This is a genomic window from Pseudescherichia vulneris NBRC 102420 (assembly GCF_000759795.1).
Classification (GTDB): domain Bacteria; phylum Pseudomonadota; class Gammaproteobacteria; order Enterobacterales; family Enterobacteriaceae; genus Pseudescherichia; species Pseudescherichia vulneris.
The window spans coordinates 514,632-540,456 of sequence record NZ_BBMZ01000002.1; the positions used below are offsets into that span (position 1 = coordinate 514,632).

Genomic DNA, 25,825 nt, shown 5'->3' on the forward strand with positions numbered 1-25,825 from the left:
CACTAATACTAATAAAATTCATAGCGTTTCCTCGCTTACGGCAGAATAGCCTGACAGGCCAGATATATATCTATCCTGCTGCTGCTGAGTCTGGTTTATCTGGTTTACTAGCAGAGAGCCTCGATAATATAGATAACGCGTTTCATCGTTTATTGACTGAAATACGAGATTATTAAAGCCATCATAACGATAGTTTGATTGAGCACCCTCAGTTGTTTCGATGCTAAAAAGTCGACCGAGTGCATCATAGGCTAACAAACGGCCCGCCTCGTCATACTGTAACCGACCATCGTCATAATATGAAAGATTGATAATCGATGGATAAGCCGGATTTCCTTGGTGCTCAATTGATGTAAGCTGGGTAGGGTCCTTTTCATTTTTATAATTAAACGTTGCAACATCTTGAGTGCCGTAACTATCTATAGTAGTGCATTTTATAATATTATTTAGGCAGTCATATTCAAACACTTGAGAGGTAAACTCTTGACCATAACCATCTTTAGGCAGTGAACTACCGCTGCAATCATGCCGATGAAGCCTGTTACGTGGATCGTAATAGTAGCTATTATCGCAAAGTACCGTTCCCCCCTTCTCGATTTTTACACCATAGACTTGGTTGTTTTCATAATAGTGAGTTGTAATAATAATAACGTCGCCACTGTCGGGCGTAAGCGTGCGCACCTGCTCGCGACCATAATCATCATAAGTAATTTTTGTTTCAAGCTTGCCAGAGCCATTAACCGCTTCGGCAGTTTGCGTCCAGAGTCTTCCAAAGTCATCATAATGTAACGTTGTAGTCACTACGGGATCGCTAATCTTCTCAGGTTTCGCAACCTGTGAATCGGAAAGATAGTAGTCAACCCAAAGCTGATTACCTGAAATGTCAGTATACCTTACAGGTTTATTCATGACGCTCCAGTAATAGGAGGGTTTTTTACTACCAATATCATTAATAAATGTTTCCGTTTCAGCCTGCCCTGTACTGTACCAGGTATAAGAGTTGGTCTGCTGCCCCGTCTCCTTAACGGTGTCTATTAATCCACGCTGTTTGAAGTAGGCATAGCTTTGATCTATCGTCTGGTCCTCAAAAGTGGCACTGATGTTTGTTAAGGCATTTTCCAGTAGTGGATCGTAGGTATAGGTGAATACGCGATTCGCATTATCAGTTACCGTCGATGGATCATTAGCATTGGTTTTGTAGGTATAAATCTCTGTTCGCCCACCGACGGTAGAATTTTTCACCCGTCCCAAACCGTCAATTTCACGTGAGCCGACGTTATAACTATTACCGTCTTTATCGGTTGCGGCTTTAGTGATTGCAATAGCCATGCTAAATTGTGGCGCATAGGTAGTGCTTACGGCTGTGCCATCAGCATAGGTTGCGGTTTTGGTATGATCAAAATCATCGTATTCATAAGAAACAGGATGGCCCATTTGATCTATTTCCTGACGACAACGTCTGAGACCATCATAATAAATATGTTTACTGGCATATTCATTATCATTTGCATCATAAAAGGTAACAGTTTCAGGCAACGACAGATTGTTGAGTTGGACAACCCGCCGCTCCGATACACCTTTTGCTGATTGCAATTCTTTATAATACTTCATCTCAACTGGTGAAAACTTTAAAATTCGTGACAAATAAACAGAGTTATCAGGATCGTTGCTATCTGAGTAAAACTCATGGCCACAAGGGTAGCCCCAGTCATTGAAAAGAGTTCTAATGTTAATTGCGGTCTTCTGTAAAGCCCCATTATTATTGAGATAACTATCAGTTATTTTTTCATAATAAATACGACCTAACAAGTCATACTCCCGCGTTAATACGGTACTGAAATCTTCATTTATCTGCTCTGACGCACTTTTCTCAATGGATATTACACGGCCACTACTATCATAATTGAGACGCGTCTCAGTATTATCATTGTGGTTAATAAAAATTGTATTCAAGGCAGATGCATTACCTGATGAGTCGAGGACCATAGTATAAGCTACACTGACCGATCTTTCGTACTCCGTATTACCCTTATGGGTAATCATCTTATCGAAGCGCCCTGCACTGTCGTAGTAGTATTCATGCGGTGTGCCAAGCAGATCGTTCAGCGACATTATTTTACCTGAATAATATGAGCGAGTCATTGTACCGTTTTGTGTCAGACCGTCAAATGTTGTTATGGTCATATTACTTTCAATTACTTTATCACCATCTGGATCGCCATACGCTGTTGTTAAGTTATAATCGTGAGCCTGGCTCAGCATATAGGGGGTCGTGCCTTTATCGTCCGTATAATAGTTAGTTGTGTTTTTCAGCGAAACGTGACCATATTTAAATGAAGTTTTATCATCTGAATAGTATTCCGTATCCAGCGCAGTCAACGGCTGCTTGCCACTGTCGGTTAATTTCACCAGTGACTCTTTGACTTTAACAATGCTGGTTGTCATAGGCCTATCGTCCAACGCAGCGAGCGAGCCGTAACGATAATAATTTGCTCTAATAGGTACATCGTCATAGTCCGAAGGTGCAGGCGTAACTTTTTTACTTTTAACAAGATTAGCAAAACCATTGGGATCGGCCGGACAGCCGGTATAACCATCGGCGCTATCCGCTTCACCGTCCGCGCTGTAAAACACATAATCCGTCTGCGTACCATCGGGATCGATCTGCTGGGTAAGATTACCGAAATCGTCGTACTGGTACTGTGTGAGTTCGTTACGTGAGCCGCTGCTGTCGCGCCACGTTAACGTTTGAGTTAGCGGAAATTGATACTGAGCAGGCAGTTCGTCAAAAGTAGTATTAGGGTTATCTTCCTGCCATGCATCGGCATAGTACTTGGTTTCGGCAGAGTAGTAAGTATCGCCCTGTGCCACCTCTACTTTGCTCAAAAGATGGAAATTGTTATAGGTATAGGTTGTGACAATCTCCTGCCCATCGCTATCTTTTTGCGTCAAGATAGTAGAGTAGGAATACTTCTGTCCAATCAGAGTAAGAGAGTAGTCAGTCGAAGGATCCCAGCTACCGCCCTGTGGGGCGTCATATCCCAGGTAGTTAGGGAAGCCCTGAGTCGAATCTGGTGTATATGTTGTGACCATATCCGGCTGACCAAAGCCAGGCGAGATAACCAGTTCCGTTACCGCAGGTAACGCATCCTGTCCTGACTCAGTGGGAAAGAGCATTAGCCCATCCGTTAGCCCATTATTATAGGTGACAGTTTTTAATAAGCCGGTAATTGACTGAGTTTCAAATAGCGTCAAAAGACCATTACCCATACCGATATCAGTATAATTATATTGCCAATCACCTTCAGGCAGCCCAGAGTGGGAAATATTAGTGAGGTAGCCATTCTCTTTAGTTAGCGTAAGCTTATATTCTTCAGTAGACCCTGGATAGAAGGTTAACGTATCATAATCATGATCGAATTTTAAAAGAGTGGTATTGCTGTCATCGCTAATAGAGCCAAGTACCCAACCCCGAGAGGTAGACACCCAGTCAAAGTTTAAAGAATATCCCAGCGGAGTATACATTTTAATTGGAACAAATTGTCCCTCATTAAACTCGCTTAAATCAGTTACGCTGCCATCATGCTCCGTTACCCGATAACCGGGGCTTCCATCCGATATGGTTGTCTGGATAAAATCAAAGGTGCGCATTTTATTTTGTTCAATAATAGGTGAATTCATTGACATATTCACCTTATAACTTTCACCTGAAGCCAGTGAAAGTTGCGCATTAGAAGCATCAAATATGGTCAGCGAAAGGGTTATACCTATCCCCAAATCAAAATAATCAACGTCGGTAGTAGCAGAGTAGCTTATAGAAAAATTGAACTCTGGCCCCATGGCATTATTACCAATAAGTTGTCCCAGAGAGTGTTGAAAGCTAAACAGACGGGTACGTGGATCCACGTCCTCAGACGAGGCGCTAACAAAATTAGGCGTTTGGGAATAGTAGTTCGCACTCATAGTGATACCTCAGCAATAATTCGATTATTAATAAGGAGAGTCAGCCTGGCTTTTATAAATTTAGTTACTTTGCCTTTTTAATAAAGCCCCTTTTTTGGCGTGCGATGACTGATATTTGGGCTAATTAAATCACTAACCGTACGGCGTCTTTACTGTTTAAACCTTGTACTGACGATGCTGGCAGGCATCCCCCTGCTTACGCTATACTAGGCTTTGGATCGCAGGTCCACTCGCTGTGGATCGGCGTTTAACCTGATGTATTACATGGATTTTCAACCTTCCCTTCTTGAGGATCTGGCCGATGGCTGGATAAGATATGTTAAACAGTATTCTACTGATACTTTGTCTGATTGCCGTAAGTGCGTTCTTCTCGCTGTCGGAGATTTCGCTTGCGGCCTCCCGTAAAATCAAACTTAAGCTGCTGGCCGACGATGGCAATATCAATGCCCAGCGCATCCTGAAAATGCAGGAGAGCCCCGGCACCTTCTTTACCGTCGTGCAGATTGGCCTTAACGCCGTCGCCATTCTCGGTGGTATTGTCGGCGACGCGGCCTTTTCTCCGGCCTTTTACAGTGTGCTGGTCAACGTGGTGTCGCCCGAGCTGGCGGATCGACTCAGCTTTATTATCTCCTTCACGCTTGTCACGGGATTGTTCATTCTCTTTGCCGACCTGACCCCGAAACGCATCGGTATGATTGCGCCCGAAGCCGTGGCTTTGCGCATCATCAACCCGATGCGCTTCTGTCTGTTCATCTTCCGTCCGCTGGTGTGGTTCTTTAACGGGCTGGCTAACGTCATCTTCCGCATCTTTAAGCTGCCGATGGAGCGTAAGGACGATCTTACCTCCGATGATATCTACGCGGTATTTGAGGCCGGTGCGCTAGCGGGCGTGCTGCGTAAGCAGGAGCACGAGCTGATTGAAAACGTGTTTGAGCTGGAGTCACGTACCGTGCCGTCGTCGATGACCTCGCGCGAAAACGTGATCTGGTTCGATCTGCACGAAGATGAGCAGAGCCTGAAGAGCAAGGTGGCGGAGCATCCGCACTCTAAGTTCCTCGTCTGTAATCAGGATATCGATCATATCGTGGGCTACGTCGACTCAAAAGATCTGCTTAATCGCGTGCTGGCCAACCAGAGCCTGGCGCTGAACAGCGGCGTGCAGATCCGTAATACGCTGATCGTGCCGGATACCCTGACCCTCTCCGAGGCGCTGGAGAGCTTCAAGGCCGCCGGGGAAGACTTCGCGGTGATCATGAACGAGTATGCGCTGGTGGTCGGTATCATCACCCTGAATGACGTGATGACCACCCTGATGGGTGATTTGGTTGGTCAGGGACAGGAGGACCAGATTGTGGCGCGCGACGAGAACTCCTGGCTTATCGATGGCGGTACGCCTATCGATGACGTGATGCGCGTGCTGGATATCGACGAGTTCCCGCAGTCCGGCAACTACGAAACCATCGGCGGCTTTATGATGTTTATGCTGCGAAAAATCCCGAAACGCACCGATTCGGTGAAATACTCGGGCTATAAGTTTGAGGTGGTGGATATCGATAACTACCGTATCGACCAGCTGCTGGTGACCCGCCTTGACAGCAAGCCCACTACGCTGATGCCGAAACTGCCGGACGCTGAAAACCAAAGCGCGGCGTAAGGTGCTGTAGGCCGGGTCAGGCAAAGCCGCCACCCGGCATAGCTGCAACGCCTGACGGCGCTACGCTTGTCAGGCCTACGGCATTTAAAACATCAACGGCCCCTTTAGGGGCCGTCTTATTATGTTACGGAACTACTGCATCGCACGTTGCTTACGCCATGTCGGTTTGCAGTCGCATAACCTGGCGATTGACTTCAGACATCACAGAATAGTGCTGCTTGTCTTTCACTTTTGGGACCAGGATCTTACCCTTGTCGAACTCAAAAGCGCCTACGTCCTTGATATACAACCGTCCACGGAACAGGATCTTCACGTACTTCGCTACCTGGAGCGGATTGTAACGTTGGAAAATTTTCATTCTTCTTTCTCTCCTGCTGAATCTTACGCCCAAGCGACGCCACAATTGGCTCGACTTTAATGAACGCAAATTTTGTTGCCCAGTGACTATAGACCACAAACTCATTGATACCCAGTATGCATAAGTTTATTTACCGTTTGATTACAATTAATCAGAATTTTCTACCCCAGGCACCGAGCACGACAGTATAAGGCATGGTTTTTGCGCAAATGTGTGCGTCCGCCCGCAAACTGGCACCCCATTTGCGAGAAAAGAAGATTAATTGCACTTATCATTAAGGGCAGAGACCAAGTGGTCGGATCACCTGCACTGAATAAGGGAAACATGATGACGTTACGCAACACTCTGGCTGTAACCTGCCTGCTGCTGCCGCTGGTGGCCTCGGCTCACCGTTTTGAAGAGAATCAGCGCGTGCCTCCGGTTGGCGTGGCCGATCGGGGAGAGCTGGTCTTCGATAACAATAAGTTTAGCTATAAAAAATGGAATAGCGCGCAGCTGACCGGAAAAGTTCGTGTGGTGATGCACATTGCTGGCCGTACCTCGGCGAAAGAGAAAAATGCGGCGCTGATCGAAGCGATCAAATCGGCGAATCTGCCGCACGACAGGTATCAGACCACCACTATTATCAATACTGATGATGCTATCCCTGGCTCGGCGATGTTTGTGCGCAGCAGCATTGAGAGCAACAAGCAGCTCTACCCCTGGTCGCAGTTTATCGTCGACAGTGATGGCGTGACGCGAAAGGCGTGGCAGCTGGAGGAAGAAGGCTCCGCCGTCGTGGTGCTAGATAGAGAGGGTCGGGTACATTACGCCAAAGATGGCGCACTGACCCAGCAGGAGTCGCAGCAGGTGATCGCCCTGCTGCGTAAGCTGCTGGAGAGCTAAAGACTAAAAGATAGAGACGCGGAAACCGGGGTTGAGGAAGGATTCACGCGGCGTGTAGTCCAGCGTTTTTCCCTGCCAGTCATGGACGTGCGCCCCGGCAGCCACCGCTATCGCATGACCTGCGGCGGTATCCCAGATGCTGGTTGGCCCAAAGCGCGGATAGAGCTGCGCCTCGCCCTCTGCCACCAGGCAGAACTTGAGCGACGAGCCGATCGCCGTAGTCTGGTGTTCTCCCATCTGCTCCAGATACTCTTTCAGCTCGGTATCATTCGCGGCATGCGAGCGGCTGATAACCACGCGTGGCGGGCGTGCTTCACGCACCTGGATCGGATTACGAATGTTGTTCTCCTCTTTCCACGCCTTACCTTCTGCCGCGCTGTACATCACTTTCAGTACCGGCGCATAGACCACGCCCAGCACCGGCTTCCCCTCTTCGATCAGCGCGATGTTAACGGTAAACTCACCGTTGCGCTTGATGAACTCTTTGGTGCCGTCCAGCGGATCCACCAGCCAATAACGCTGCCAGTGCTGGCGAACCTCCCAGGCCGGAGGATCCTCTTCTGAGAGCACCGGGATATCCGGAGTAAGCGCTTGCAAACCTTTGACTATCACCTTGTGAGCGGCAATATCCGCCGCGGTCACCGGTGAATCGTCGGTTTTACGGTTCACATCTATCGGGCTGTTCCCGTCGTAAACCTGCATGATAGCTTCACCCGCTTCCCGTGCGAGCTGACAAATTGCGTCTAACATTCTCCACCTCTCTGTGTCAGTGGTTTTAACTCGTTGTTTTACTTATACCCTATCACGGCCAGAACTGCCATCTGTGACCACACCTGCGGTTTTATTGCTCACTTTCATGGCAAGATTCACAAATCTGTAAGCAACCAGATGTAAATACATTCTCTTTTGTGGATTAGATCTAAAAGGACGCTCTGATGATTAAGTTTAGTGCAACGTTCCTGGCCATGCTGACGGCGGTCGGGGCCCAGGCCGCCACCGTGGATCTCCGCCTGCTGGAAACCACCGATCTGCATAGCAACATGATGGACTTTGATTACTACAAGGATACGCCAACGGAGAAGTTCGGCCTGGTACGCACCGCTACGCTGATTAATGCCGCCCGTCAGGAAGTTGCCAACAGCATGCTGGTGGATAACGGCGACGTGATTCAGGGCAGCCCGCTGGGAGACTATATGGCGGCAAAAGGGTTAAGCCCGAACGAGGTGCATCCCGTTTACCAAGCGATGAACAGCCTCGATTATGCGGTAGGTAACCTCGGCAACCATGAGTTTAATTACGGGCTGGATTATCTGCATCGTGCGCTGGCGGGTGCGAAATTCCCCTACGTGAACGCCAATATTATTGACGTGAAAACCCAGCAGCCGCTGTTTACCCCCTACCTGATCAAAGAGACCACGGTTAAGGATAAAGAGGGCAAACCTCAGACCCTACGTATTGGCTATATCGGCTTTGTGCCGCCGCAGATCATGACCTGGGATAAAGCGAACCTCAGCGGCAAGGTAACGGTGAACGATATTACCGAGACCGCGCGCAAGTATGTTCCAGAGATGCGCAGCAAAGGCGCGGACGTAGTGGTAGTAATCGCTCACTCCGGGCTGTCGGCTGAGCCTTATAAGGCGCTGGCAGAGAACTCGGTTTACTACCTTAGCGAAGTACCCGGCGTTGACGCGATCCTCTTCGGTCACGCCCACGCGGTATTCCCTGGCAAAGATTTTGCCGCGATTAAAGGCGCAGATATCGCCAACGGCACCCTTAACGGCGTGCCTGCGGTGATGCCAGGCATGTGGGGCGATCATCTTGGCGTAGTCGATTTAGTATTGAATAACGATAGCGGCACGTGGAAGGTCACGCACTCGCGCGCCGAGGCCCGCCCTATTTACGACGCGGCGGCGAAGAAATCGCTGGCAGCGGAGGACAGCAAGCTGGTATCAGTTCTTAAAGCATCCCATGACGCCACCCGCGAGTTTGTCAGCAAACCTATCGGTCAGTCTGCCGATAACATGTATAGCTATCTCTCCCTGGTACAGGACGATCCCACCGTGCAGGTGGTCAATATGGCGCAGAAGGCCTACGTTGAGCACTATATTCAGGGCGATCCGGATCTGGCTTCGCTGCCGGTGCTCTCCGCTGCCGCGCCCTTTAAAGCAGGCGGGCGCAAGAACGATCCGGCCAGCTTTGTTGAGGTCGAGAAGGGCCAGCTGACCTTCCGTAACGCCGCCGATCTCTATCTTTACCCAAATACGCTGGTGGTGGTGAAGGCAAGCGGCAAAGAGGTGAAGGAGTGGCTGGAGTGCTCGGCCGGGCAGTTTAACCAGATCGATCCCCACAGCAGCAAGCCGCAGTCGCTGATTAACTGGGACACCTTCCGCACCTATAACTTCGACGTGATTGACGGCGTTAACTACCAGGTCGATGTGACCCAGCCCGCGCGCTATGACGGTGAGTGCCAGAGCCTGAATCCGCAGGCGGAGCGCATTAAAAAGCTGACCTTCAACGGCAAACCCATTGATCCCAACGCCACCTTCCTGGTAGCGACCAATAACTATCGCGCCTACGGTGGCAAATTTGCCGGGACCGGCGACAGCCACATTGCTTTTGCTTCGCCGGATGAGAACCGCGCCGTGCTGGCAGCCTGGATCAGCGCTGAGTCAGCCCGCACGAAAGCGATTCACCCGGCGGCAGACAACAACTGGCGACTTGCACCGATCCACAGCGATACGGCGCTGGATATTCGCTTTGAGACCTCCCCCTCCGCTAAGGCAGCGGCGTTTATTAAAGAGAAGGCCCAGTACCCGATGACCCAGGTGGGCAGCGACGACATTGGATTCGCCATTTACAAAGTTAATCTAAACGCGAAGTAACCCGTAGGCCCGGCAAGCGTGAGCGCCGCCGGGCGTTTTCCTCCCCCTACGCCGCCCGCTCGTCGCGCCTCGCCAGCACCGCCGGCAGGTTCAGCTCTATCCAGTCGGCGAGCGCGGCCACCTTCTCGCTCACCTCTTCACCCAGCGGCGTCAGGCTGTACTCAACGTGTGGCGGCACTACCGGATACGCCACCCGGTTAATAAACCCGTCCTGCTCCAGCCACTGCAGGGTTTGCGCCAGCATCTTTTCGCTAACGCCGCCCATCTTACGGCGCAGATCGCTAAAGCGATGCGTACCGTCGCGCAGGGCCACCATCACCAACACGCCCCAGCGGCTGGTCAGGTGTTTAAGCACATCTCGGGAGGGACACTGCTCGGCGAACAGGTTTCCTTCGCGCAGCCGTTCACTCAGCGTCTGAGGCGTATTTGCCATTTTCATACTTACCTTTTTGTACGTACTTACTAAAAGTTAGTTAGAGTGCTAGTGTGCCATAACTCACTACCGACAAGAAGGAAAATCACATGATCGCAATGACCGGCGCAACCGGCCACCTGGGCCAGCTGACCCTTACCGAACTGCTGAAAACCGTTCCCGCCAACCAGCTGGTGGCCATTGTGCGTAACCCGGCAAAAGCCGAAGCCCTGGCTCAGCAGGGCGTCATCGTGCGTCAGGCCGAGTATGGCGACCAGGCAGCACTCACCGCCGCCCTTGAAGGCGTTGATAAGCTGCTGCTGATCTCCTCCAGCGAAGTGGGCCAGCGCGCGGTTCAGCACCGCAACGTTATCGATGCGGCGAAAGCGGCAGGCGTAAAATTCATTGCCTACACCAGCCTGCTGCATGCCGATCGCTCTCCGCTGGGCCTGCACGTTGAGCACGTAGAAACCGAGCAGTATCTGGCGGCCTCCGGCATCCCTTACGCCCTGCTGCGTAACGGCTGGTATAGCGAAAACTATCTGGCCAGCGCCCCGGCGGCGTTAGAGCACGGCGTCTTTATTGGCTCCGCCGGCGAGGGCAAAATCGCCTCCGCCACCCGGGGTGACTATGCAGCAGCGGCGGCCAAGGTGATGAGCAGCGAAGGCCATGCGGGCAAGGTGTATGAGCTGGCGGGGGACGAGGCCTGGTCCCTCAGCGAACTGGCGGCAGCGCTCAGCAAGCAGAGCGGCAAACCGGTGGTTTATCAGAACCTGAGCGAAGCCGATTTTGCTGCCGCGCTGAAAGATGCAGGCCTGCCGGAGGCGTTTGCTAACCTACTGGCGGACTCCGACGCGGGTGCGGCAAAAGGCGGCCTGTTTGACGACAGCCGCACGCTGAGCACGCTGATTGGCCGCCCGACCACGCCGATCCACGACAGCATCCGCGACATCGTCTGACCTAATAGAACCGTTAATTTTTGTGGCATCCCACCGGGTCATTCCTGATAATGAAGTGATGACCCGCGTGGAGAGAGCCAGTGCAAGGCGTACCGGAACAGTTTAGCGATGAAAAAGATAGCGCCCGCTTTCGCCATCTGGCGCAGTTTCCGGGCGTGGAGCTTTATCACGCCCATATCTCCCGCTATGTCTTTGAGCCGCATACGCATGAAGCTTTCGGCATCGGTACGATAGAGAGCGGCGCGGAGCGCTTTCGCTATCGTGGCGCGCAGCATGTTGCCTCGGCCCGCTCGGTAGTCACCATGAATCCCGAGGAGCTACACACCGGCGAGGCAGCCACCGCTGACGGCTGGCGCTACCGCATGATCTATATTGAGCCGGATCGGCTTGAACAGATCACCGGGATCCGCCACTGGTGGTTCGCTGAGGCGACCCGCTACGATCCGCTCCGCTCCCAGCAGATTTTTACGCTTATCCACCATCTCTGGCAGAGCGACGATCCTCTTGCTCAGCAAGGCCTGATGCTGGATCTCATCGACGCCTTCAGGCCGCTGGCGCACCATGCGCCAGTGCCAGCAGAGGGAGCGCACCGCTTTGAGCGCGTACGCGACTACCTGCACGACAACTATATGCACTCCCTGACCCTCGACGAGCTGGCGCAGGTGGTCTCTCTGAGCCCCTATCACTTCCAGCGTCAGTTCAAAGCTCATTTTCACGTCACGCCGCACCAGATGCTGATGGCAATCCGCCTCTGGCGGGCTAAAATTTTCCTCACCCAAGGGATGCCCGCCGCTGACGTTGCTGCTACCACCGGGCTGACCGATCAGTCACACCTCACCCGCGCGTTCACCCGCCGCTACGGCATCACGCCGGTGCGCTACCAGAAACAGGTGGTCCGGCGCTAATGCGCAATCTCATACAATACGCCCGCCCGCTGCCTCTCTACACTGCCTGCTGGTTCAAATGAGGTAGATAGAGAAATGATTAGCGGCGTACTGTATGCCCTGCTTGCAGGTTTAATGTGGGGACTGATTTTTGTTGGGCCATTGATTGTGCCGGAGTACCCGGCGCTGTTGCTGTCGATGGGGCGCTATCTGGCGCTAGGGCTTATCGCCCTGCCGCTGGCATGGCTGGGCCGTCAGCGTTTGAAAAAGCTGGCCCGCCGGGACTGGCTCAAAGCGCTAGAGCTGACCATGATGGGCAATCTGATCTATTACGCCTGCCTGGTGAGTGCCATTCAGCGTACCGGTGCGCCTGTCTCAACCATGATTATCGGCACGCTGCCCGTGGTGATCCCGGTCTTCGCTAACCTGCTCTACAGCCATCGCGATGGCAAGCTGGCCTGGTCGAAGATGGTTCCCTCCCTGGTGTGTATCGCTATTGGCCTGGCGTGCGTGAACATCGCCGAACTGCGTCACGGTGTGGCAGATGTGGACGGATGGCGCTACGTCTCCGGTATTCTGCTGGCCGTCCTCGCCGTGGTGTGCTGGGCCTGGTATGCCCTGCGTAATGCCTGCTGGCTGCGGGAAAATCCGGACAAAAACCCGATGATGTGGGCCACCGCGCAGGCGTTGGTTACCCTGCCCGTCTCGCTGATTGGCTACGTCGCGGTATGCGGCTGGTTAAGACTGGATCAACCTGAATTTACCCTGCCGTTTGGACCCCGGCCCTGGATTTTTGTCGGATTAATCGTGGCGATCGCCGTGCTCTGTTCGTGGGTGGGCGCACTGTGCTGGAACGTGGCCAGCCAGAAGCTGCCGACGGTCATCTTAGGGCCGCTGATCGTCTTTGAAAGCCTGGCAGGAATGCTCTATACCTTCCTGCTGCGCCAGAGCCTGCCGCCCGTGCTGACCGCATCCGGTATTCTGCTGCTGGTGGTGGGGGTGACGCTGGCCGTGAGGGGAAAACCAGTCCACTAGGCCGGGCAAACGCAGTGCCGCCCGGCATATTATTAGAACGTTAGCGACTGCCTTCACGAGCAATTTTAAACACGGCGACCGCCTCGCTCAGGCGGGCGGACTGCTCTTCCAGCGCCGCGGCAGCGGCGGCAGACTCCTGCACCAGCGAGGCGTTCTGCTGGGTCACGCGGTCCATCTCTGCGACTGCCTGGCCAACCTGATCGATACCACGGCTCTGCTCATCAGAGGCAGAGGCAATTTCACCCATGATGTCGGTCACGCGGGTGACGGCGCTAACAATCTCTGCCATGGTCTCCCCGGCCTGATTCACCAGCGCAGAGCCTGCATCGACGCGGTCGCCAGAATCATCAATCAGGCCTTTAATCTCCTTCGCTGCCTGGGCGCTGCGCTGGGCAAGGGTACGTACCTCCCCGGCGACGACGGCAAAGCCTCGGCCCTGCTCGCCAGCACGGGCCGCTTCTACCGCCGCGTTCAGTGCCAGAATGTTGGTCTGGAAGGCGATACCGTCAATCACGTTGGTGATCTGGGCAATCTTGTGGGAGCTGGTGGCGATCTCATCCATCGTCCGCACCACGCTCTCCACGACGCTGCCGCCTTTCTTCGCGGTAGAGGAGGCATCCAGCGCCAGACGGGAGGCCTGACGGGCGTTGTCGGCATTCTGCTTCACGGTCGCCGTCAGCTGCTCCATGCTGGTCGCCGTCTCCTCCAGAGAGGCCGCCTGCTGTTCGGTACGGGAAGAGAGATCGTTGCTGCCGGTGGAGATCTCGCTCGCCCCGGTATAGATCACGTCAGCCCCGCCGCGCACCACGCCAACCGTGTTCGCCAGCGCCGTCTGCATCTCCTTCACGTTATGCGCCAGCAGCGCCATTTCGTTTTTGCCTTCGGCGGCAATTGGCCGGGTCAGATCGCCTGCGGCGATAGCGCGGATGTGACCAAGCACTTCATCCAGCGGCTGGAGCAGCACACGGCGCATCGCAATCCAGCTGGTAATAATTACGGCGATCACCACCAGCATAATCGTAGAGAGGATCCACAGAATACGTTTGTAGTCGCTCTCGTTATCTTTAACGCCTTTACTGGCCAGATCCGCCTGCGCCTGACGCCATTCACGGTAGACCGCCTGCATGGCTTTCTGCTTCTGCTCGGCGTTCTGTTTGAACATTCCGGCCAGATCGCCCTGTGCCAGCAGGGTGTTCATCTTGGCCAGGGTTGTAGAGTAGTTGCGATACTGCTCTTCCAGACGGTCAGCCATGTGCTCATCCATTCCCGGCGTTTCCGGCAGCGCATAGTATTTGTCGTAATGGTCCTTCGCCTCGGCCAGCAGGTTTTTCGCTATGGTGACCAACTCGCTGAGCTGCCCGCCGTTAATCTGGCTTGCCTCGCTGCTTTGCAGACGCAGCATGCCCCGGTTGAGGGTCACGCGGGCCTGGTTGAGGCTGATCCATGCATCGGTAAACTCGGCGACGTTCTGGCTGGAGAGCTGGGAAACATTGAAATTATCTTTATCGTTATTGAGCGCGGTAATGAACACGCTGGCTGAGATCAGCTGCATGAGGCCTAGCGCCAGCAGGACTGAAATCAACAGGGTAATGACTTTCATACGTTTAAACATGTATTGCCTTTTAGGGTGCAGGATATTGTCTGGCCTGTATCTATCGGCAGGCGTGGCCGTTTCTTGAACATAATTGTGAAGTACGTCTCATTTTTGCCCCTGCCGCTAAAGGGTTATAGCGCTGCTTTAAAGATGCATTTAAAATGCATCTTATTATTTACACATCGAGGTAACTGCTATGGCCTTTCGCGACCAATCTTTAGGTGAGCTGGCGCTCTCTATCCCTCGGGCCTCGGCCCTGTTCCGGCAGTACGGTATGGATTACTGCTGCGGCGGTAAGCAGACGCTGGGCCGCGCAGCCCAGCGCAAAGAGCTGAACGTTGAAGAAATCGAGGCGGCGCTGGCGAAGCTGGCCGAGCAGCCGGTGGACAAAGAGTGGCGCGTGGCCCCGCTGGCCGAGATTATCGATCATATCATTGTCCGCTATCACGACCGGCACCGTGAGCAGCTGCCGGAGCTGATCCTACAGGCTACCAAGGTTGAGCGCGTTCATGCTGATAAGCCCAACGTACCGCGCGGGCTGACCAAATACCTGACCATGCTGCATGAGGAGCTCTCTAACCACATGATGAAAGAGGAGCGGATCCTCTTCCCGATGATCAAACAGGGTCAGGGCAGCCATGCGGCGGGGCCGGTAAGCGTAATGGAGAGCGAGCACGATGAGGCGGGTGAGCTGCTGGAGGTGATCAAGCACACCACCCATAACGTGACGCCGCCGCCGGAGGCATGCACAACGTGGAAGGCAATGTATAACGGAATTAACGAGCTGATTGACGATCTGATGGAGCACATCAGCCTGGAGAATAACGTGCTCTTCCCGCGTGCGTTAAACGGCGAGTAAAAAAAGCCCGGCAGCGCTACGCTTGCCGGGCCTACAGACTGTCTTACTTGCGGAAACTCTCTACGCGCTTCTTGCCAACCAGCAGCCAGAACGCGCCCAGCACCACAAACCACAGCGGCGTAACCATCAGCGCCTGACGGGTATCCTCTTCCAGAGTCAACAGCACCAGCACAAAGGCAAAGAACGCCATGCACACCCAGCACATGACCTTGCCCAGCGGCATCTTGTAGATGGACTTCGCGTGCAGCTCCGGACGGCGCTTACGGTAGACCAGGTACGAGCAGAGAATAATGGTCCAGACGAACATGAACAGGATCGCTGACACGGTAGTGATCATGGTGAAGGCTTCAATCACGCTCGGGTTAACGTAGAGGATCACCACGCCGCCTAACAGGCAGATGCAGGAGAAGGTCAGCCCGGTTGCCGGTACAGAACGCTTCGACAGCTTGCCGAAGCTCTTCGGTGCCACACCGTCCTGGGCCAGGCCAAACAGCATCCGGCTGGTGGAGAAGACGCCGCTGTTAGCCGAAGAGGCCGCCGAGGTCAGCACCACAAAGTTGATGATGCTCGCCGCCGCGGGCAGACCCACCAGCACAAACAGCTCCACGAACGGGCTTTTGTTCGGTACTACGGAGCTCCACGGCGTCACGGACATGATCACAATCAGCGCGAAGACGTAGAACATAATGATGCGGATAGGGATAGAGTTAATCGCGCGCGGCAGCGATTTCTCTGGATCTTTGGTCTCGGCCGCCGTGGTGCCTACCAGCTCGATACCGACAAAGGCAAAGACCGCAATCTGGAAGCCAGCAAAGAAGCCGCTCAGCCCTTTCGGGAACCAGCCGCCGTCATCCCACAGGTGAGTAAAGGAGGCCTCAACCCCGGTTGGCGACTGGAAGTTCATCATTACCATTACCACGCCAACGATAATCAGCGACACGATGGCAACGATTTTGATCATTGCAAACCAGAACTCCATCTCGCCGAACAGCTTCACCGTCGCCAGGTTAAGGCTCAGCAGCAGCACGATCACCGCCAGCGAAGCCACCCAGTCCGACAGGCCGGGGAACCAGAACTGGGCGTAGGCGGTGATTGCCACCACGTCCGCCATACCGGTCACTACCCAGCAGAACCAGTAGGTCCAGCCGGTAAAGTAGCCCGCCCATGGGCCGAGCAGATCGGCGGCAAAGTCGCTGAACGACTTGTACTCAAGGTTCGACAGCAGCAGCTCGCCCATGGCGCGCATCACGAAAAAGAGCATAAAGCCGATGATCATATAAACAAATATGATCGACGGGCCGGCAAGACTGATTGTTTTACCCGATCCCATAAACAGCCCGGTACCGATGGCACCCCCAATGGCAATAAGCTGAATATGACGGTTAGTGAGATGACGCTGGAGCGATTGCTCGGTCGGTGCCTGTTCATCGGCGGCGACCTTGATCTGATCTACCATGTGTTTATTTCCTGTACCTGTCTGTGTTGTTGAGGCTCTTCTGGCCTTTCATTGCTGACGCGCGGGGCGCCTGAATGTGGACTCATCGATATTAGGTAAGAATCGGAGGGATGAATACTGCGATTTAAAAGCAATGTTACACTTATGTTAAAAATGAGTGTGATATCACACCCCTACCTTGATTTGGCTCACAAAAATACACGCAAAAAAAGCATTTGCAAGATTAAGTATCGACATTTGTGTAAAGGGTGGAGGATATGTGGGTGTGTCGCTTCCTCCCCCCGCCTGGGGAGAGGAATCGTTTAGCGGCGTTACAGGATTTCCAGCAGCTCGACTTCAAACACCAGGGTGCTGAACGGTGGGATCGACGCGCCTGCGCCACGCTCGCCGTAGGCCAGGTTCTGTGGAATGGTCAGCTCCCACTTAGAGCCTACCGGCATCAGGGTCAGCGCTTCGATCCAGCCTGGGATCACGCCGTTAACCGGGAACTCGGCCGGCTCGCCACGGGCTACGGAGCTGTCAAAGACTGAACCGTCCGTCAGCTTACCGGTGTAGTGCACGCGCACGCGGTCGGTACGCGCCGGGATAGCGCCTTCGCCCTGCTTGATCACGCGGAACTGTAGGCCAGACTCGGTGCTGTTCACGCCTTCACGCTCGCGGTTCTCGTCCAGATACTTCACGCCCTCTTCAGCCATCGCGGCAAAGCGCTCGCGACGCACCGCATCGGCACGCTCGTGAATTTCACGCAGCGCACGATGAACAACATCCACCGGCACAGCAGGCTGTTTACCTGCCAGCGCGTCGGCAATACCGGCAACCAGCGCTTCCGGCAGCAGGCCCTGGAGGCCAGACTCGCTCAGCTGCTGGCCTACCTGCAGGCCGATACCGTAACTTGCCTGTGCTTCGATAGTGTCAAACGTCGGGGTTGTCATGGGTTTTCCTTTCATCGTATTAAAAGTAGCGGGCAGCATAGCAGCCACGCCGCACCGGGTAAAACTTTGTCGCAGGGAGGGTGACAAATCGCAGCGAAAAAGAAACAATAGAGAGGGGTAAGATTATTCCCGATCCCAGGTCACGAAAGAGCGCTTTACTACGCGAGTCAGGCAGTTAGCAATCTATACTCAGTGATACAGGAAAATAACGACGCGGAGCAGGAGGAAAGCCATGCCCGGGCGATTTGCACTGAAACCCACTCTGGCGAAAATCTGGTACGCGCCGGATAACTTTCGCATTATGGATCCGCTGCCCCCTGCGCACCGTCGCGGCATCATTATTGCGGCTCTGCTTGTCGTCATCGGTCTTTTGCTGCCTTCTGGCGACAACGTCGATGATGCGCCCGTCAGGCGCGACGCGCAGCTGGATATTGCCCCTTCCCAGCCGTCTACCAACGTCCAGCCGCAGCTCGCGCCCACGGTGAGCGATCCTCAGCTGGTTGCACCGGTGGCCCCGGAGCCGATTCAGGAGCAGGAGCAGCCGGAAGAGACGCAGCCGACGACAACACAGAATAATGTCGTGCAGCCCTTCCAGGAGTCAGGGGGAATCGATCAGCAGTGGCGGACCTATCGCATCGCATCTGGTCAAACCCTGGCGCAGCTGTTCCGCGATCATAATCTGCCGGCAACGGATGTTTACGCGATGGCGCAGGTCGAGGGTAACGGCAAGCCGCTCAGCACGCTGCAAACCGGTCAGGTGGTGAAGATCCGCCAGAACGCCAGCGGGGTGGTTACCGGCCTGACGATTGAAACCGGCGATGGCGACGTGCTGTTTACCCGCCAGGCGAACGGCAGCTTTATCCGCGCGCGATAATGCATCTTTCGCTCCCCGGTGGCGCTAACGCTTACCGGGGCTACCTCTCTTGTAGGCCGGATAAGCGAAGCGCCATCCGGCGTTTTCCCGATTCATGCTTTGGGTTTATTAACCCACCAGATACCCGAGCAGACCAGTACCAGCGCAATGGCGTATTTCATCTCCAGGATGTTCTCCCCGAGGAAGATGGCCGACAGCACCGTGCCCGCCACCGGAACGACAAAGTTAAACGGCGCAATCATGCTGACGCGGTTGTACTTCAGCAGCACGCTCCACAGAGCGAAGGCGATGGACGAGAGCAGCGTCAGATAGCCGAGCAGCGCCGCCGCCTTCATGCTATGCACCGCCAGCGTGCCGCCGGTAAGATAGCCCCCTAGTACCAATACCCCACCGCCAAACGCCAGCTGCCAGCCGGTCATCACCGTTGGATCGACGGTTTGTGAGATGCGTTTGCCATACAGCATCGAGGCCGAGAGTATAAACGCCGCCAGCACCACAAAGCCGTCCCCCATTAGGCTAAAGCTGAAATCCATCAGCGAAGGGTTAACGTTCACCAGCATCACCCCGGCAAAGCCCAGCACGCAGCCGATGCTCTTGTTGTAGCTGAGCCTGTCGTTTTTATAGATAAGGTGGGCCAGCAGCACGCTGAAGAAGGTGCCCGTGGCATTCATGATCGAGCCTTTCACGCCGGTGGTAAACGCGAGGCCGATATAAAAGAAGATGTATTGAATCGAGGTTTGCGTCAGGCCGAGAAAAGCGATCTGACCATACTGACGCTGGCTGAGTCGGGCGATAGGTTTGCGCTGCGCCATTGCAAACAGCAGCAGCAGCAGACCAGCAAACAGAAAGCGATAGCCAGCAAAGACGATCTTCGAGGGGATATCGTCGGTGGCGATAGCAAAAAGCTCATAGCCGCTCTTGATGGCGGGGTAGGAGCTCCCCCAGAGCAGGCAGCAGAGCGTAGCCCCGGCGTAAGCGACGTTTCGACGGGCAAAAACCGGTACCGAAGAGACTGTTTCCATTTCCTCACCAAAATTAAAATCGTGTTTTGATTTATTATCGGGGAAGGGGTGAGGAATTGATACCCAGCACCGTTGGGAGTGTCGGCGGGGTCGCAAAAAGCAAAACGCCTGCACGAGGCAGGCGTTTCGGTGTTATCTCAAACGAGAGTCGCAGATTACTCAGCAACCACGTTGATGATAACTTTAGCAAACACTTCGCTGTGAACCTGGAAGTCCACTTCGTGCTCACCGGTGGTACGCAGAACGCCGTTCGGCAGACGAACTTCGCTCTTAGCCACGTCAACGCCAGCTGCAGTTACAGCGTCAGCGATGTCGCGAGTACCGATGGAACCGAACAGTTTACCTTCGTCGCCTGCTTTAGACGCGATGGTAACGGTGCCCAGTGCGTTGATTTTCTCAGCGCGAGCTTCAGCAGCGGTCAGAACGTCAGCCAGTTTAGCTTCCAGTTCAGCACGGCGTGCTTCGAAGAATTCAACGTTTTTCTTGGTAGCAGGAACAGCTTTGCCCTGCGGTACCAGGAAGTTACGAGCGTAGCCCGCTTTAACGTTAACCTGGTCGCCCAGGCTACCGAGGTTTGCTACTTTATCAAGCAGAATAACTTGCATTACCTTATCCTCTCAAAGTCGTATTAATGGACCGTGCCCGATTACTGATGACGATCAGTGTACGGCAGCAGGGACAGGTAGCGAGCGCGTTTGATAGCGCGAGCCAGCTGACGCTGGTATTTTGCACGGGTACCGGTGATACGGCTTGGGACAATCTTACCGCTTTCGGTGATGTAGTTTTTCAGCGTTGCGATATCTTTATAGTCGATCTCTTGAACGCCTTCCGCGGTGAAACGGCAGAACTTGCGACGACGGAAATAACGTGCCATTTGGCTAGTCTCCAGAATCTATCAATTCAATCTGCTCGGCATGCAGAACCAGTTTGCTCAGGCCATTCTTTGCCTTGTGGCAGCTAATGAACCCCTGCACGGTAACTGCGCTACCGACCGTTATACTGTGAGTAATGGCTTGGTTCTCTTGCCCGCTGATTATTACAGGCATTTGACACCACGCCTGCCGGTGAAAACCGGCTTCCTCCTGCACAGAGCGGTGCTCAAGCACGAACTGGCAGTGAGGTATTCCTGATGGGCTGACCTTGCGAAGGGGCATCCTGCACACGGTGCCGGACAACACCAGACGGTTGGTCATCAGAAATTACTCTTCAGAATCCCCAGCATCTTCAGCATCTGCGGTTTCGTTAGCGAAATCATCGCGACGCTCACGGCGCTCGTCTTTCGCTTTAACCATCGGAGATGCTTCAGTAACAGCGTTTTTGGTACGCATAACCATGCTGCGGATAACGGCATCGTTGAAGCGGAAGTTAGTTTCCAGCTCATCGATCGCTTCCTGCGGCGCTTCAACGTTCAGCAGAACGTAGTGTGCTTTGTGCAGTTTATTGATCGGATAAGCCAGCTGACGGCGGCCCCAGTCTTCCAGACGGTGGATCGTGCCTTCTGCTGCAGTGATAGCACCAGTGTAACGCTCGATCATGCCCGGAACCTGTTCGCTCTGGTCAGGATGGACCATAAAAACGATTTCGTAATGACGCATCGAATTGCTCCTTACGGATTATTCAGCCTCCTGTCAGGGTCAGCCGCGGCCCATGGAAGCAAGGAACGTGTTTGAAAGGCGGCTGAAAAATTGACGCGTAATCATACTTGCGAAGCCTGACGAACTCAAGGTGATTGCACAAATAATTCGCACAAAGCGTGAAGTGCCCTTTTTCGGCGGGGCTAAGCTTGGTCAATCAGCATTGCGGTAAATTTTTGCACAACTGCAGCAGAAACGATCGCGGTGAGTTTGCCCGCCGGGACGTACACTTTATATAAGCCCGAACGCGAGTGAGGAGCGGCTCCTCTACGATCGCGCATCAGTGAGCCGTTGATGAGTGAGTTGGGGTGCAGCATGATGAAAAATATTGCTTTTCTACTTCTTACGACACTATTGCTGAGCGCGAGCGCAACGGCAGCTATTTATGTCGACCCCCATCCTGAACGGAATATGGATGACGTGATGAGCTTAGGCGTAGTATATATAAACCACAATCACGCCACCGACAGTGAAGCTGGCCAGCCCCCCACGCAAGAGAGTGAGGCACACGCTGCAAAGGACTAACACCGAACACCGCTCCACGACGCTGAGTCGTATCCCGCGAGGCGTCTGGGTTCTGGGCGGCGTCAGCCTGCTTATGGATGTCTCATCGGAGATGATCCACAGCCTGCTGCCCCTGTTTATGGCGACCACGCTGGGTGCCAGCGTCATTATCATTGGCATCATCGAAGGCCTCGCCGAAGCCACTGCGCTGATGATCAAAGTCTTTTCCGGCGTGCTCAGCGACTACCTTGGCAAGCGCAAAGGGCTGGCTATGCTCGGCTATGGCCTCGGCGCACTGAGCAAACCGCTCTTCGCCCTTGCTGGCTCCTCGGGCATGGTACTTACCGCACGCATGATCGACCGCGTCGGGAAAGGCATTCGCGGCGCGCCACGGGATGCGCTGGTGGCGGACGTCACGCCGCCTGAGATCCGCGGCGCGGCCTACGGGCTACGCCAATCGCTGGATACCGTTGGCGCATTTCTCGGGCCGCTGCTGGCGGTGGCGCTGATGTTTCTCTGGCACAACGATTTTCACGCCATCTTCTGGGTGGCCGTCATTCCAGGCGTCATGTCCATCGCCCTACTCTGGTTTGGCCTGAGCGAGCCCAAAAATCCCATTGCCCATAAGCGCACCAACCCGCTGCGCCGGGAGAACTTAAAGAAGCTCAGCGCTGCCTACTGGTGGGTCGTCGGCTTAGGGGCTATCTTTACCCTTGCCCGCTTTAGCGAGGCGTTTCTTGTTTTGCGCGCCAATGAGATGGGGATCCCGCTGTTTGCTATTCCGCTGGTGATGGTGGCCATGAACCTCGTATACAGCGTGACGGCCTATCCGTTTGGCAAGCTGTCCGATCGCATGAGCCATAGCGGCCTGTTGCAGGCTGGGCTGCTGGTGCTGATTGCCGCAGACATTGCCCTGGCGCTTAGCCAGCACTGGGGAACGCTGCTGCTTGGCGTCGGCCTCTGGGGGATCCATATGGGCATGACCCAGGGCCTGCTGGCCGCGATGATCGCCCATACCGCTCCGCAGGCGCTGCGCGGAACCGCCTTCGGCATGTTCAATCTGATTAGCGGCATCGCGATGCTGCTCGCCAGCACGGGCGCGGGTATCCTGTGGGAGACCCTGGGCTCCGCCTCGACCTTTTACGCCGGGGCAATTATCTGCGTGATTACGCTGCTGGGTATGCGGCTAACCCCCGCAGCATACCAGCAGCGTTAAGCGTTACTTCTCACCGATTTTACTGCTGACCATAGTAGGCGTGTGCGCCGTGCTTGCGCATGAAGTGTTTATCCATCAGATAGCTATCTATGGGCTTCAGATCCGGATTGATGCCGCGCGCGATCCACGCCATCCGCGCCACCTCTTCCATCACGACCGCGTTGTGCACCGCATCGTGCGCATCTTTGCCCCAGGCAAAGGGGCCATGCTGATAAACCACCACGCCCGGAGTATGCAGCGGCTCGGCCTCCTTAAGCGTTTCGATGATCACCCTGCCGGTGTTCAGCTCATACTCGCCCCGCACCTCCTCCTCGGTTAGCGCCCGCGTGCAGGGAATATCCCCCAGGAAGTAGTCTGCATGGGTGGTGCCCAGCGCCGGGATCGCCAGTCCGGCCTGCGCCCAGGCGGTGGCGTGCGTGGAGTGGGTATGAACTACTCCGCCGAGGGAGGGATAGCGACGATAGAGCGCCAGATGGGTCGCGGTATCGGAAGAGGGTCGCAGTCTGCCCTCCACGACTTCACCTTGCAGATCCACTATCACGATGTCATCCGCCTTCAGCGCGTCGTAAGCCACACCGCTGGGCTTGATGGCCACCAGCCCGCGCGCCCGGTCAATGGCGCTGACGTTGCCCCAGGTAAAGGTCACCAGGCCGTAGCGCGGCAGATCCAAATTGGCCTCTAAAACCTGCTGTTTAAGCTGCTGCATGGTCATCCTCCAGCAGTCCGGCCCGCGCCATGCGCTCGCAAACCCACGCCCGCGCCTTCGCCACCTCCTGAAGCGGATCGGCCGCCGTCTCGCTCCACATCTCGATCAGATAAGGCCCGCAGTAGCCGCTCTCTTTCAGCGTGCGGAAGCAGCGTTCAAAATCCACCACGCCGGTGCCGAAGGGAACGTTTTTAAAGACGCCGGGTTGCGTATCCTTCACGTGCACCGCCACGATATGCCCGCTGCCCGCCCGCAGCTCCATCTGCACGTCGTTGTCCCATGCCGAGAGGTTGCCGATATCCGGATAGAGCTGGAACCACGGGTTATTCAGGTAGTGGGTATAGCCAAGCGCTTTGCTGATAGAGTTCATCAGCGGGTAGTCCATGATCTCCATTGCCAGCGTGACCTGCGCACGGCTGGCCATCTCGACGCTCTCCTTGAGACCATCGCGGAAACGGCGGCGCGTCTCGTCGTTGGCCTGCTGATAGTAAACGTCATACCCGGCCAGCTGGATCACGCGGATACCGACGTCCTGCGCCAGCTGAATGGCGCGACGCATGATCTCCAGCCCCTGGGCGCGCACCGCATCATCTTCACTGCCCAGCGGAAAGCGGCGATGGGCGCTCAGGCACATGGAAGGAACCCGCACCCCGGTGTCGGCAACCGCCTTCACCAGCGCCAGCCGCTCATCACGGCTCCACGCCAGCCGAGCCAGCCGGGCATCGGTTTCATCGATCGACATCTCAACAAAGTCGAAGCCCAGCGTTTTCGCCAGGGTAAGGCGCTCGTGCCAGCACTCCCCGGCAGGGAGCGCTTTTTCATAGATGCCAAGCGGCACGGTTTTCGACAGCATAGCCGCTCCTTAGCTCCACAGCTGGGCGATAGAACGTTTAAACTGCCGCGCGGCATGCACCGGATCGGCGGCATCGCGGATGCTGCGCCCGGCGATAAACACGTGGATAGGGATCCCTTTAAACAGCGGCAGATCCTCCAGCGCCAGCCCGCCGGTGACGGTGACCTTAAAGCCCATGTCCGCCAGACGCTTGATCGCGCTGATATCCGCCTCGCCCCAGGCAACGCCCGCCGCCTGAGCATCGCGGCTGCGGTGGTAGACCACCTGCTGAATGCCCGCTTCCCGCCAGGCCTGCGCCTGCTCCCACGTCCAGAAGCCGGTCAGCTCTATCTGCACATCGCCGTTAAACTCGTGGGCGACGTCGAGCGCGCCTTTGGCAGTGTTGATATCCGCACAGCAGATCACCGTGACCCAGTCGGCATTGGCCTCAAAGCACATGCGCGAGAGGATCTTCCCGGCGTCGGCTATTTTAGCGTCGGCCAGCACAATTTTATGCGGATAGAGCGCCTTAAGATCGCGCACCGCGCGTACCCCTTCCCCTACGCAGAGGATGGTACCCACTTCAATAATGTCTACCTCTTCGGCAATCAGCCGCGTGGTGGCGTAAGCATCGGCGAGGGTCTGGTTATCCAGCGCGACCTGTAACATTGGTAATGGCATCGTCGTCTTCCTTTTAAGCTGCCGCCGCAGTGGCGTTATCAATTAAATCAAGAACCTCCTGCTCGGTACGGCAGGCGCGTAAGCGGTCAAAATTGGCCTCATCGTCAAACAGATTAACAATCTGCATGATGCCGACCTCCTGATGGGTATTGGCATCGACGGCAGCCATGGTGATCAGGATATCGACCGGGTCGTTATCTTCGTGGTTAAACGCCAGCGGCTTCTTCAGCGTCACCAGTGCAAAACCGGTTTTTTTGACGCCCTCCTCCGGGCGGCCGTGGGGCATTGCCAGCCCCGGGGCGATCACAAAGTACGGGCCAAACTGCTCGACGCCGTCGAGAATGGCCTGGTAGTAGCGCGGCTCCACCACGTCGGCAGCCACCAGCAGGTCAACGCCAATTTTTACGGCGTCTTGCCAGGTTTCAGCCTCTGCCTGCAAGCAAATAGAGTGGTTCTGTGCCAGCGAATCACGTAGTTTCATCG

General features: G+C 54.9%; 26 protein-coding genes. 10 read left to right on the forward strand and 16 right to left on the reverse strand.

Annotated elements, in window-relative coordinates; all coding sequences use genetic code 11:
- Nucleotides 1-18 precede the first annotated feature (18 nt).
- On the reverse strand, nt 19-3,963 hold the full coding sequence (locus EV102420_RS02545; RefSeq protein WP_042388443.1) for an RHS repeat domain-containing protein: 3,945 nt from the start codon (nt 3,961-3,963) through the stop codon (nt 19-21).
- A gap of 316 nt (nt 3,964-4,279) precedes the next feature.
- Here EV102420_RS02545 and paeA point away from each other — a divergent pair, with 316 nt between their 5' ends.
- Nucleotides 4,280-5,617, forward strand: coding sequence for a polyamine export protein PaeA (paeA, locus tag EV102420_RS02550; protein ID WP_042388445.1), 1,338 nt, complete (start codon nt 4,280-4,282; stop codon nt 5,615-5,617).
- Nucleotides 5,618-5,768: 151 nt separating this feature from the next.
- Here the strand turns inward: paeA and EV102420_RS02555 are convergent, their stop codons facing one another.
- A complete protein-coding gene (locus EV102420_RS02555; RefSeq protein ID WP_042388447.1) occupies nt 5,769-5,975 on the reverse strand; it encodes a DUF1107 domain-containing protein in 207 nt (68 codons plus the stop codon).
- Between the two features lie 327 nt (nt 5,976-6,302).
- Here EV102420_RS02555 and EV102420_RS02560 point away from each other — a divergent pair, with 327 nt between their 5' ends.
- The gene (locus EV102420_RS02560) at nt 6,303-6,860 is read left to right on the forward strand and encodes a YtfJ family protein (protein ID WP_042388448.1); all 558 of its coding nucleotides are present in this window, start codon (nt 6,303-6,305) and stop codon (nt 6,858-6,860) included.
- Nucleotides 6,861-6,863: 3 nt separating this feature from the next.
- Here the strand turns inward: EV102420_RS02560 and cysQ are convergent, their stop codons facing one another.
- Complete coding sequence (cysQ, locus tag EV102420_RS02565; protein WP_042388450.1) at nt 6,864-7,610, reverse strand: 3'(2'),5'-bisphosphate nucleotidase CysQ; 747 nt, start codon at nt 7,608-7,610, stop codon at nt 6,864-6,866.
- A 185-nt stretch (nt 7,611-7,795) separates the two neighbouring features.
- Here cysQ and EV102420_RS02570 point away from each other — a divergent pair, with 185 nt between their 5' ends.
- Entirely contained in the window at nt 7,796-9,742 is a 1,947-nt protein-coding gene (locus tag EV102420_RS02570; protein ID WP_042388452.1) for a bifunctional 2',3'-cyclic-nucleotide 2'-phosphodiesterase/3'-nucleotidase, read from the forward strand.
- A 46-nt stretch (nt 9,743-9,788) separates the two neighbouring features.
- Here the strand turns inward: EV102420_RS02570 and EV102420_RS02575 are convergent, their stop codons facing one another.
- Nucleotides 9,789-10,175, reverse strand: a complete 387-nt coding sequence (locus EV102420_RS02575; protein WP_072015177.1) for a winged helix-turn-helix transcriptional regulator — start codon at nt 10,173-10,175, stop codon at nt 9,789-9,791.
- A gap of 89 nt (nt 10,176-10,264) precedes the next feature.
- Between EV102420_RS02575 and EV102420_RS02580 the strand changes: the two genes are divergently transcribed.
- The 3 genes from EV102420_RS02580 (at nt 10,265) to EV102420_RS02590 (ending at nt 13,032) form a co-directional block, all read left to right on the forward strand.
- Nucleotides 10,265-11,113: an SDR family oxidoreductase gene (locus tag EV102420_RS02580; protein WP_042388457.1), complete on the forward strand. Its 849-nt coding sequence runs from the start codon at nt 10,265-10,267 to the stop codon at nt 11,111-11,113.
- Between the two features lie 80 nt (nt 11,114-11,193).
- Complete coding sequence (locus EV102420_RS02585; protein WP_042388461.1) at nt 11,194-12,018, forward strand: AraC family transcriptional regulator; 825 nt, start codon at nt 11,194-11,196, stop codon at nt 12,016-12,018.
- 75 nt (nt 12,019-12,093) lie between these two features.
- A complete protein-coding gene (locus EV102420_RS02590; protein ID WP_042388464.1) occupies nt 12,094-13,032 on the forward strand; it encodes a DMT family transporter in 939 nt (312 codons plus the stop codon).
- A 40-nt stretch (nt 13,033-13,072) separates the two neighbouring features.
- Here EV102420_RS02590 and EV102420_RS02595 read toward each other — a convergent pair whose 3' ends face one another.
- Nucleotides 13,073-14,644: a methyl-accepting chemotaxis protein gene (locus tag EV102420_RS02595; RefSeq protein ID WP_042388466.1), complete on the reverse strand. Its 1,572-nt coding sequence runs from the start codon at nt 14,642-14,644 to the stop codon at nt 13,073-13,075.
- 178 nt (nt 14,645-14,822) lie between these two features.
- Here EV102420_RS02595 and ytfE point away from each other — a divergent pair, with 178 nt between their 5' ends.
- A complete protein-coding gene (gene ytfE, locus EV102420_RS02600; protein WP_042388468.1) occupies nt 14,823-15,485 on the forward strand; it encodes an iron-sulfur cluster repair protein YtfE in 663 nt (220 codons plus the stop codon).
- Between the two features lie 43 nt (nt 15,486-15,528).
- On the opposite strand, the gene cycA is transcribed toward ytfE, so the two are convergent.
- Nucleotides 15,529-16,941: a D-serine/D-alanine/glycine transporter gene (cycA, locus tag EV102420_RS02605; protein ID WP_042388471.1), complete on the reverse strand. Its 1,413-nt coding sequence runs from the start codon at nt 16,939-16,941 to the stop codon at nt 15,529-15,531.
- 311 nt (nt 16,942-17,252) lie between these two features.
- Entirely contained in the window at nt 17,253-17,873 is a 621-nt protein-coding gene (bamJ, locus tag EV102420_RS02610; protein ID WP_042388474.1) for a BamJ family beta-barrel-assembly machinery protein, read from the reverse strand.
- Between the two features lie 232 nt (nt 17,874-18,105).
- Here bamJ and EV102420_RS02615 point away from each other — a divergent pair, with 232 nt between their 5' ends.
- Complete coding sequence (locus EV102420_RS02615; protein WP_042388476.1) at nt 18,106-18,747, forward strand: LysM-like peptidoglycan-binding domain-containing protein; 642 nt, start codon at nt 18,106-18,108, stop codon at nt 18,745-18,747.
- 92 nt (nt 18,748-18,839) lie between these two features.
- Here the strand turns inward: EV102420_RS02615 and EV102420_RS02620 are convergent, their stop codons facing one another.
- The 5 genes from EV102420_RS02620 to rpsF all read right to left on the reverse strand — a co-directional run bounded on the left by EV102420_RS02620 (nt 18,840) and on the right by rpsF (nt 21,364).
- A complete protein-coding gene (locus tag EV102420_RS02620; RefSeq protein WP_042388478.1) occupies nt 18,840-19,769 on the reverse strand; it encodes a DMT family transporter in 930 nt (309 codons plus the stop codon).
- Nucleotides 19,770-19,924: 155 nt separating this feature from the next.
- Entirely contained in the window at nt 19,925-20,374 is a 450-nt protein-coding gene (gene rplI / locus EV102420_RS02625; RefSeq protein WP_042388480.1) for a 50S ribosomal protein L9, read from the reverse strand.
- Nucleotides 20,375-20,415: 41 nt separating this feature from the next.
- Nucleotides 20,416-20,643 carry a 30S ribosomal protein S18 gene (gene rpsR, locus EV102420_RS02630; RefSeq protein WP_000135199.1) on the reverse strand — a complete coding sequence of 76 codons (228 nt, stop codon included), beginning with the start codon at nt 20,641-20,643 and terminating at the stop codon, nt 20,416-20,418.
- A gap of 4 nt (nt 20,644-20,647) precedes the next feature.
- Entirely contained in the window at nt 20,648-20,962 is a 315-nt protein-coding gene (gene priB / locus EV102420_RS02635) for a primosomal replication protein N (RefSeq protein ID WP_042388482.1), read from the reverse strand.
- Nucleotides 20,963-20,968: 6 nt separating this feature from the next.
- A complete protein-coding gene (gene rpsF, locus EV102420_RS02640; protein ID WP_042388484.1) occupies nt 20,969-21,364 on the reverse strand; it encodes a 30S ribosomal protein S6 in 396 nt (131 codons plus the stop codon).
- 354 nt (nt 21,365-21,718) lie between these two features.
- On the opposite strand from rpsF, the gene EV102420_RS02645 reads away from it, so the two are divergent.
- Together EV102420_RS02645 and EV102420_RS02650 are read left to right on the forward strand one after the other, a co-directional pair.
- Nucleotides 21,719-21,928: a hypothetical protein gene (locus tag EV102420_RS02645; protein WP_131405989.1), complete on the forward strand. Its 210-nt coding sequence runs from the start codon at nt 21,719-21,721 to the stop codon at nt 21,926-21,928.
- Complete coding sequence (locus EV102420_RS02650; RefSeq protein ID WP_370678332.1) at nt 21,903-23,123, forward strand: MFS transporter; 1,221 nt, start codon at nt 21,903-21,905, stop codon at nt 23,121-23,123. Before EV102420_RS02645 ends, EV102420_RS02650 begins: the two co-directional genes overlap by 26 nt.
- A gap of 19 nt (nt 23,124-23,142) precedes the next feature.
- On the opposite strand, the gene EV102420_RS02655 is transcribed toward EV102420_RS02650, so the two are convergent.
- Genes EV102420_RS02655 through ulaC form a run of 4 tightly spaced genes read right to left on the reverse strand, consistent with a single transcriptional unit; the run spans nt 23,143 to nt 25,823 of the window.
- On the reverse strand, nt 23,143-23,829 hold the full coding sequence (locus tag EV102420_RS02655; protein ID WP_042388487.1) for an L-ribulose-5-phosphate 4-epimerase: 687 nt from the start codon (nt 23,827-23,829) through the stop codon (nt 23,143-23,145).
- Nucleotides 23,816-24,682 (reverse strand): L-ribulose-5-phosphate 3-epimerase, encoded by an 867-nt coding sequence (locus EV102420_RS02660; protein ID WP_042388491.1) that lies wholly within the window; start codon nt 24,680-24,682, stop codon nt 23,816-23,818. Before EV102420_RS02660 ends, EV102420_RS02655 begins: the two co-directional genes overlap by 14 nt.
- A 9-nt stretch (nt 24,683-24,691) precedes the next feature.
- The gene (locus EV102420_RS02665) at nt 24,692-25,342 is read right to left on the reverse strand and encodes a 3-keto-L-gulonate-6-phosphate decarboxylase UlaD (RefSeq protein WP_042388493.1); all 651 of its coding nucleotides are present in this window, start codon (nt 25,340-25,342) and stop codon (nt 24,692-24,694) included.
- A 13-nt stretch (nt 25,343-25,355) separates the two neighbouring features.
- Nucleotides 25,356-25,823 carry a PTS ascorbate transporter subunit IIA gene (ulaC, locus tag EV102420_RS02670; RefSeq protein ID WP_042388496.1) on the reverse strand — a complete coding sequence of 156 codons (468 nt, stop codon included), beginning with the start codon at nt 25,821-25,823 and terminating at the stop codon, nt 25,356-25,358.
- Between the last annotated feature and the right edge of the window lie 2 nt (nt 25,824-25,825).

Bases quoted from the DNA above. Each gene is read 5' to 3' on its own strand.
- EV102420_RS02655 (WP_042388487.1), bottom strand. From the start codon at position 23,829: ATGCAGCAGCTTAAACAGCAGGTTTTAGAGGCCAATTTGGATCTGCCG.
- cycA (WP_042388471.1), bottom strand. From the start codon at position 16,941: ATGGTAGATCAGATCAAGGTCGCCGCCGATGAACAGGCACCGACCGAG.
- EV102420_RS02590 (WP_042388464.1), top strand. From the start codon at position 12,094: ATGATTAGCGGCGTACTGTATGCCCTGCTTGCAGGTTTAATGTGGGGA.
- EV102420_RS02560 (WP_042388448.1), top strand. From the start codon at position 6,303: ATGACGTTACGCAACACTCTGGCTGTAACCTGCCTGCTGCTGCCGCTG.
- ulaC (WP_042388496.1), bottom strand. From the start codon at position 25,823: ATGAAACTACGTGATTCGCTGGCACAGAACCACTCTATTTGCTTGCAG.
- paeA (WP_042388445.1), top strand. From the start codon at position 4,280: ATGTTAAACAGTATTCTACTGATACTTTGTCTGATTGCCGTAAGTGCG.
- ytfE (WP_042388468.1), top strand. From the start codon at position 14,823: ATGGCCTTTCGCGACCAATCTTTAGGTGAGCTGGCGCTCTCTATCCCT.
- EV102420_RS02645 (WP_131405989.1), top strand. From the start codon at position 21,719: ATGATGAAAAATATTGCTTTTCTACTTCTTACGACACTATTGCTGAGC.
- EV102420_RS02545 (WP_042388443.1), bottom strand. From the start codon at position 3,963: ATGAGTGCGAACTACTATTCCCAAACGCCTAATTTTGTTAGCGCCTCG.
- rpsF (WP_042388484.1), bottom strand. From the start codon at position 21,364: ATGCGTCATTACGAAATCGTTTTTATGGTCCATCCTGACCAGAGCGAA.
- cysQ (WP_042388450.1), bottom strand. From the start codon at position 7,610: ATGTTAGACGCAATTTGTCAGCTCGCACGGGAAGCGGGTGAAGCTATC.
- rpsR (WP_000135199.1), bottom strand. From the start codon at position 20,643: ATGGCACGTTATTTCCGTCGTCGCAAGTTCTGCCGTTTCACCGCGGAA.
- EV102420_RS02620 (WP_042388478.1), bottom strand. From the start codon at position 19,769: ATGGAAACAGTCTCTTCGGTACCGGTTTTTGCCCGTCGAAACGTCGCT.
- rplI (WP_042388480.1), bottom strand. From the start codon at position 20,374: ATGCAAGTTATTCTGCTTGATAAAGTAGCAAACCTCGGTAGCCTGGGC.
- EV102420_RS02595 (WP_042388466.1), bottom strand. From the start codon at position 14,644: ATGTTTAAACGTATGAAAGTCATTACCCTGTTGATTTCAGTCCTGCTG.
- EV102420_RS02570 (WP_042388452.1), top strand. From the start codon at position 7,796: ATGATTAAGTTTAGTGCAACGTTCCTGGCCATGCTGACGGCGGTCGGG.
- EV102420_RS02665 (WP_042388493.1), bottom strand. From the start codon at position 25,342: ATGCCATTACCAATGTTACAGGTCGCGCTGGATAACCAGACCCTCGCC.
- priB (WP_042388482.1), bottom strand. From the start codon at position 20,962: ATGACCAACCGTCTGGTGTTGTCCGGCACCGTGTGCAGGATGCCCCTT.
- EV102420_RS02555 (WP_042388447.1), bottom strand. From the start codon at position 5,975: ATGAAAATTTTCCAACGTTACAATCCGCTCCAGGTAGCGAAGTACGTG.
- EV102420_RS02580 (WP_042388457.1), top strand. From the start codon at position 10,265: ATGATCGCAATGACCGGCGCAACCGGCCACCTGGGCCAGCTGACCCTT.
- EV102420_RS02660 (WP_042388491.1), bottom strand. From the start codon at position 24,682: ATGCTGTCGAAAACCGTGCCGCTTGGCATCTATGAAAAAGCGCTCCCT.
- bamJ (WP_042388474.1), bottom strand. From the start codon at position 17,873: ATGACAACCCCGACGTTTGACACTATCGAAGCACAGGCAAGTTACGGT.
- EV102420_RS02575 (WP_072015177.1), bottom strand. From the start codon at position 10,175: ATGGCAAATACGCCTCAGACGCTGAGTGAACGGCTGCGCGAAGGAAAC.
- EV102420_RS02615 (WP_042388476.1), top strand. From the start codon at position 18,106: ATGCCCGGGCGATTTGCACTGAAACCCACTCTGGCGAAAATCTGGTAC.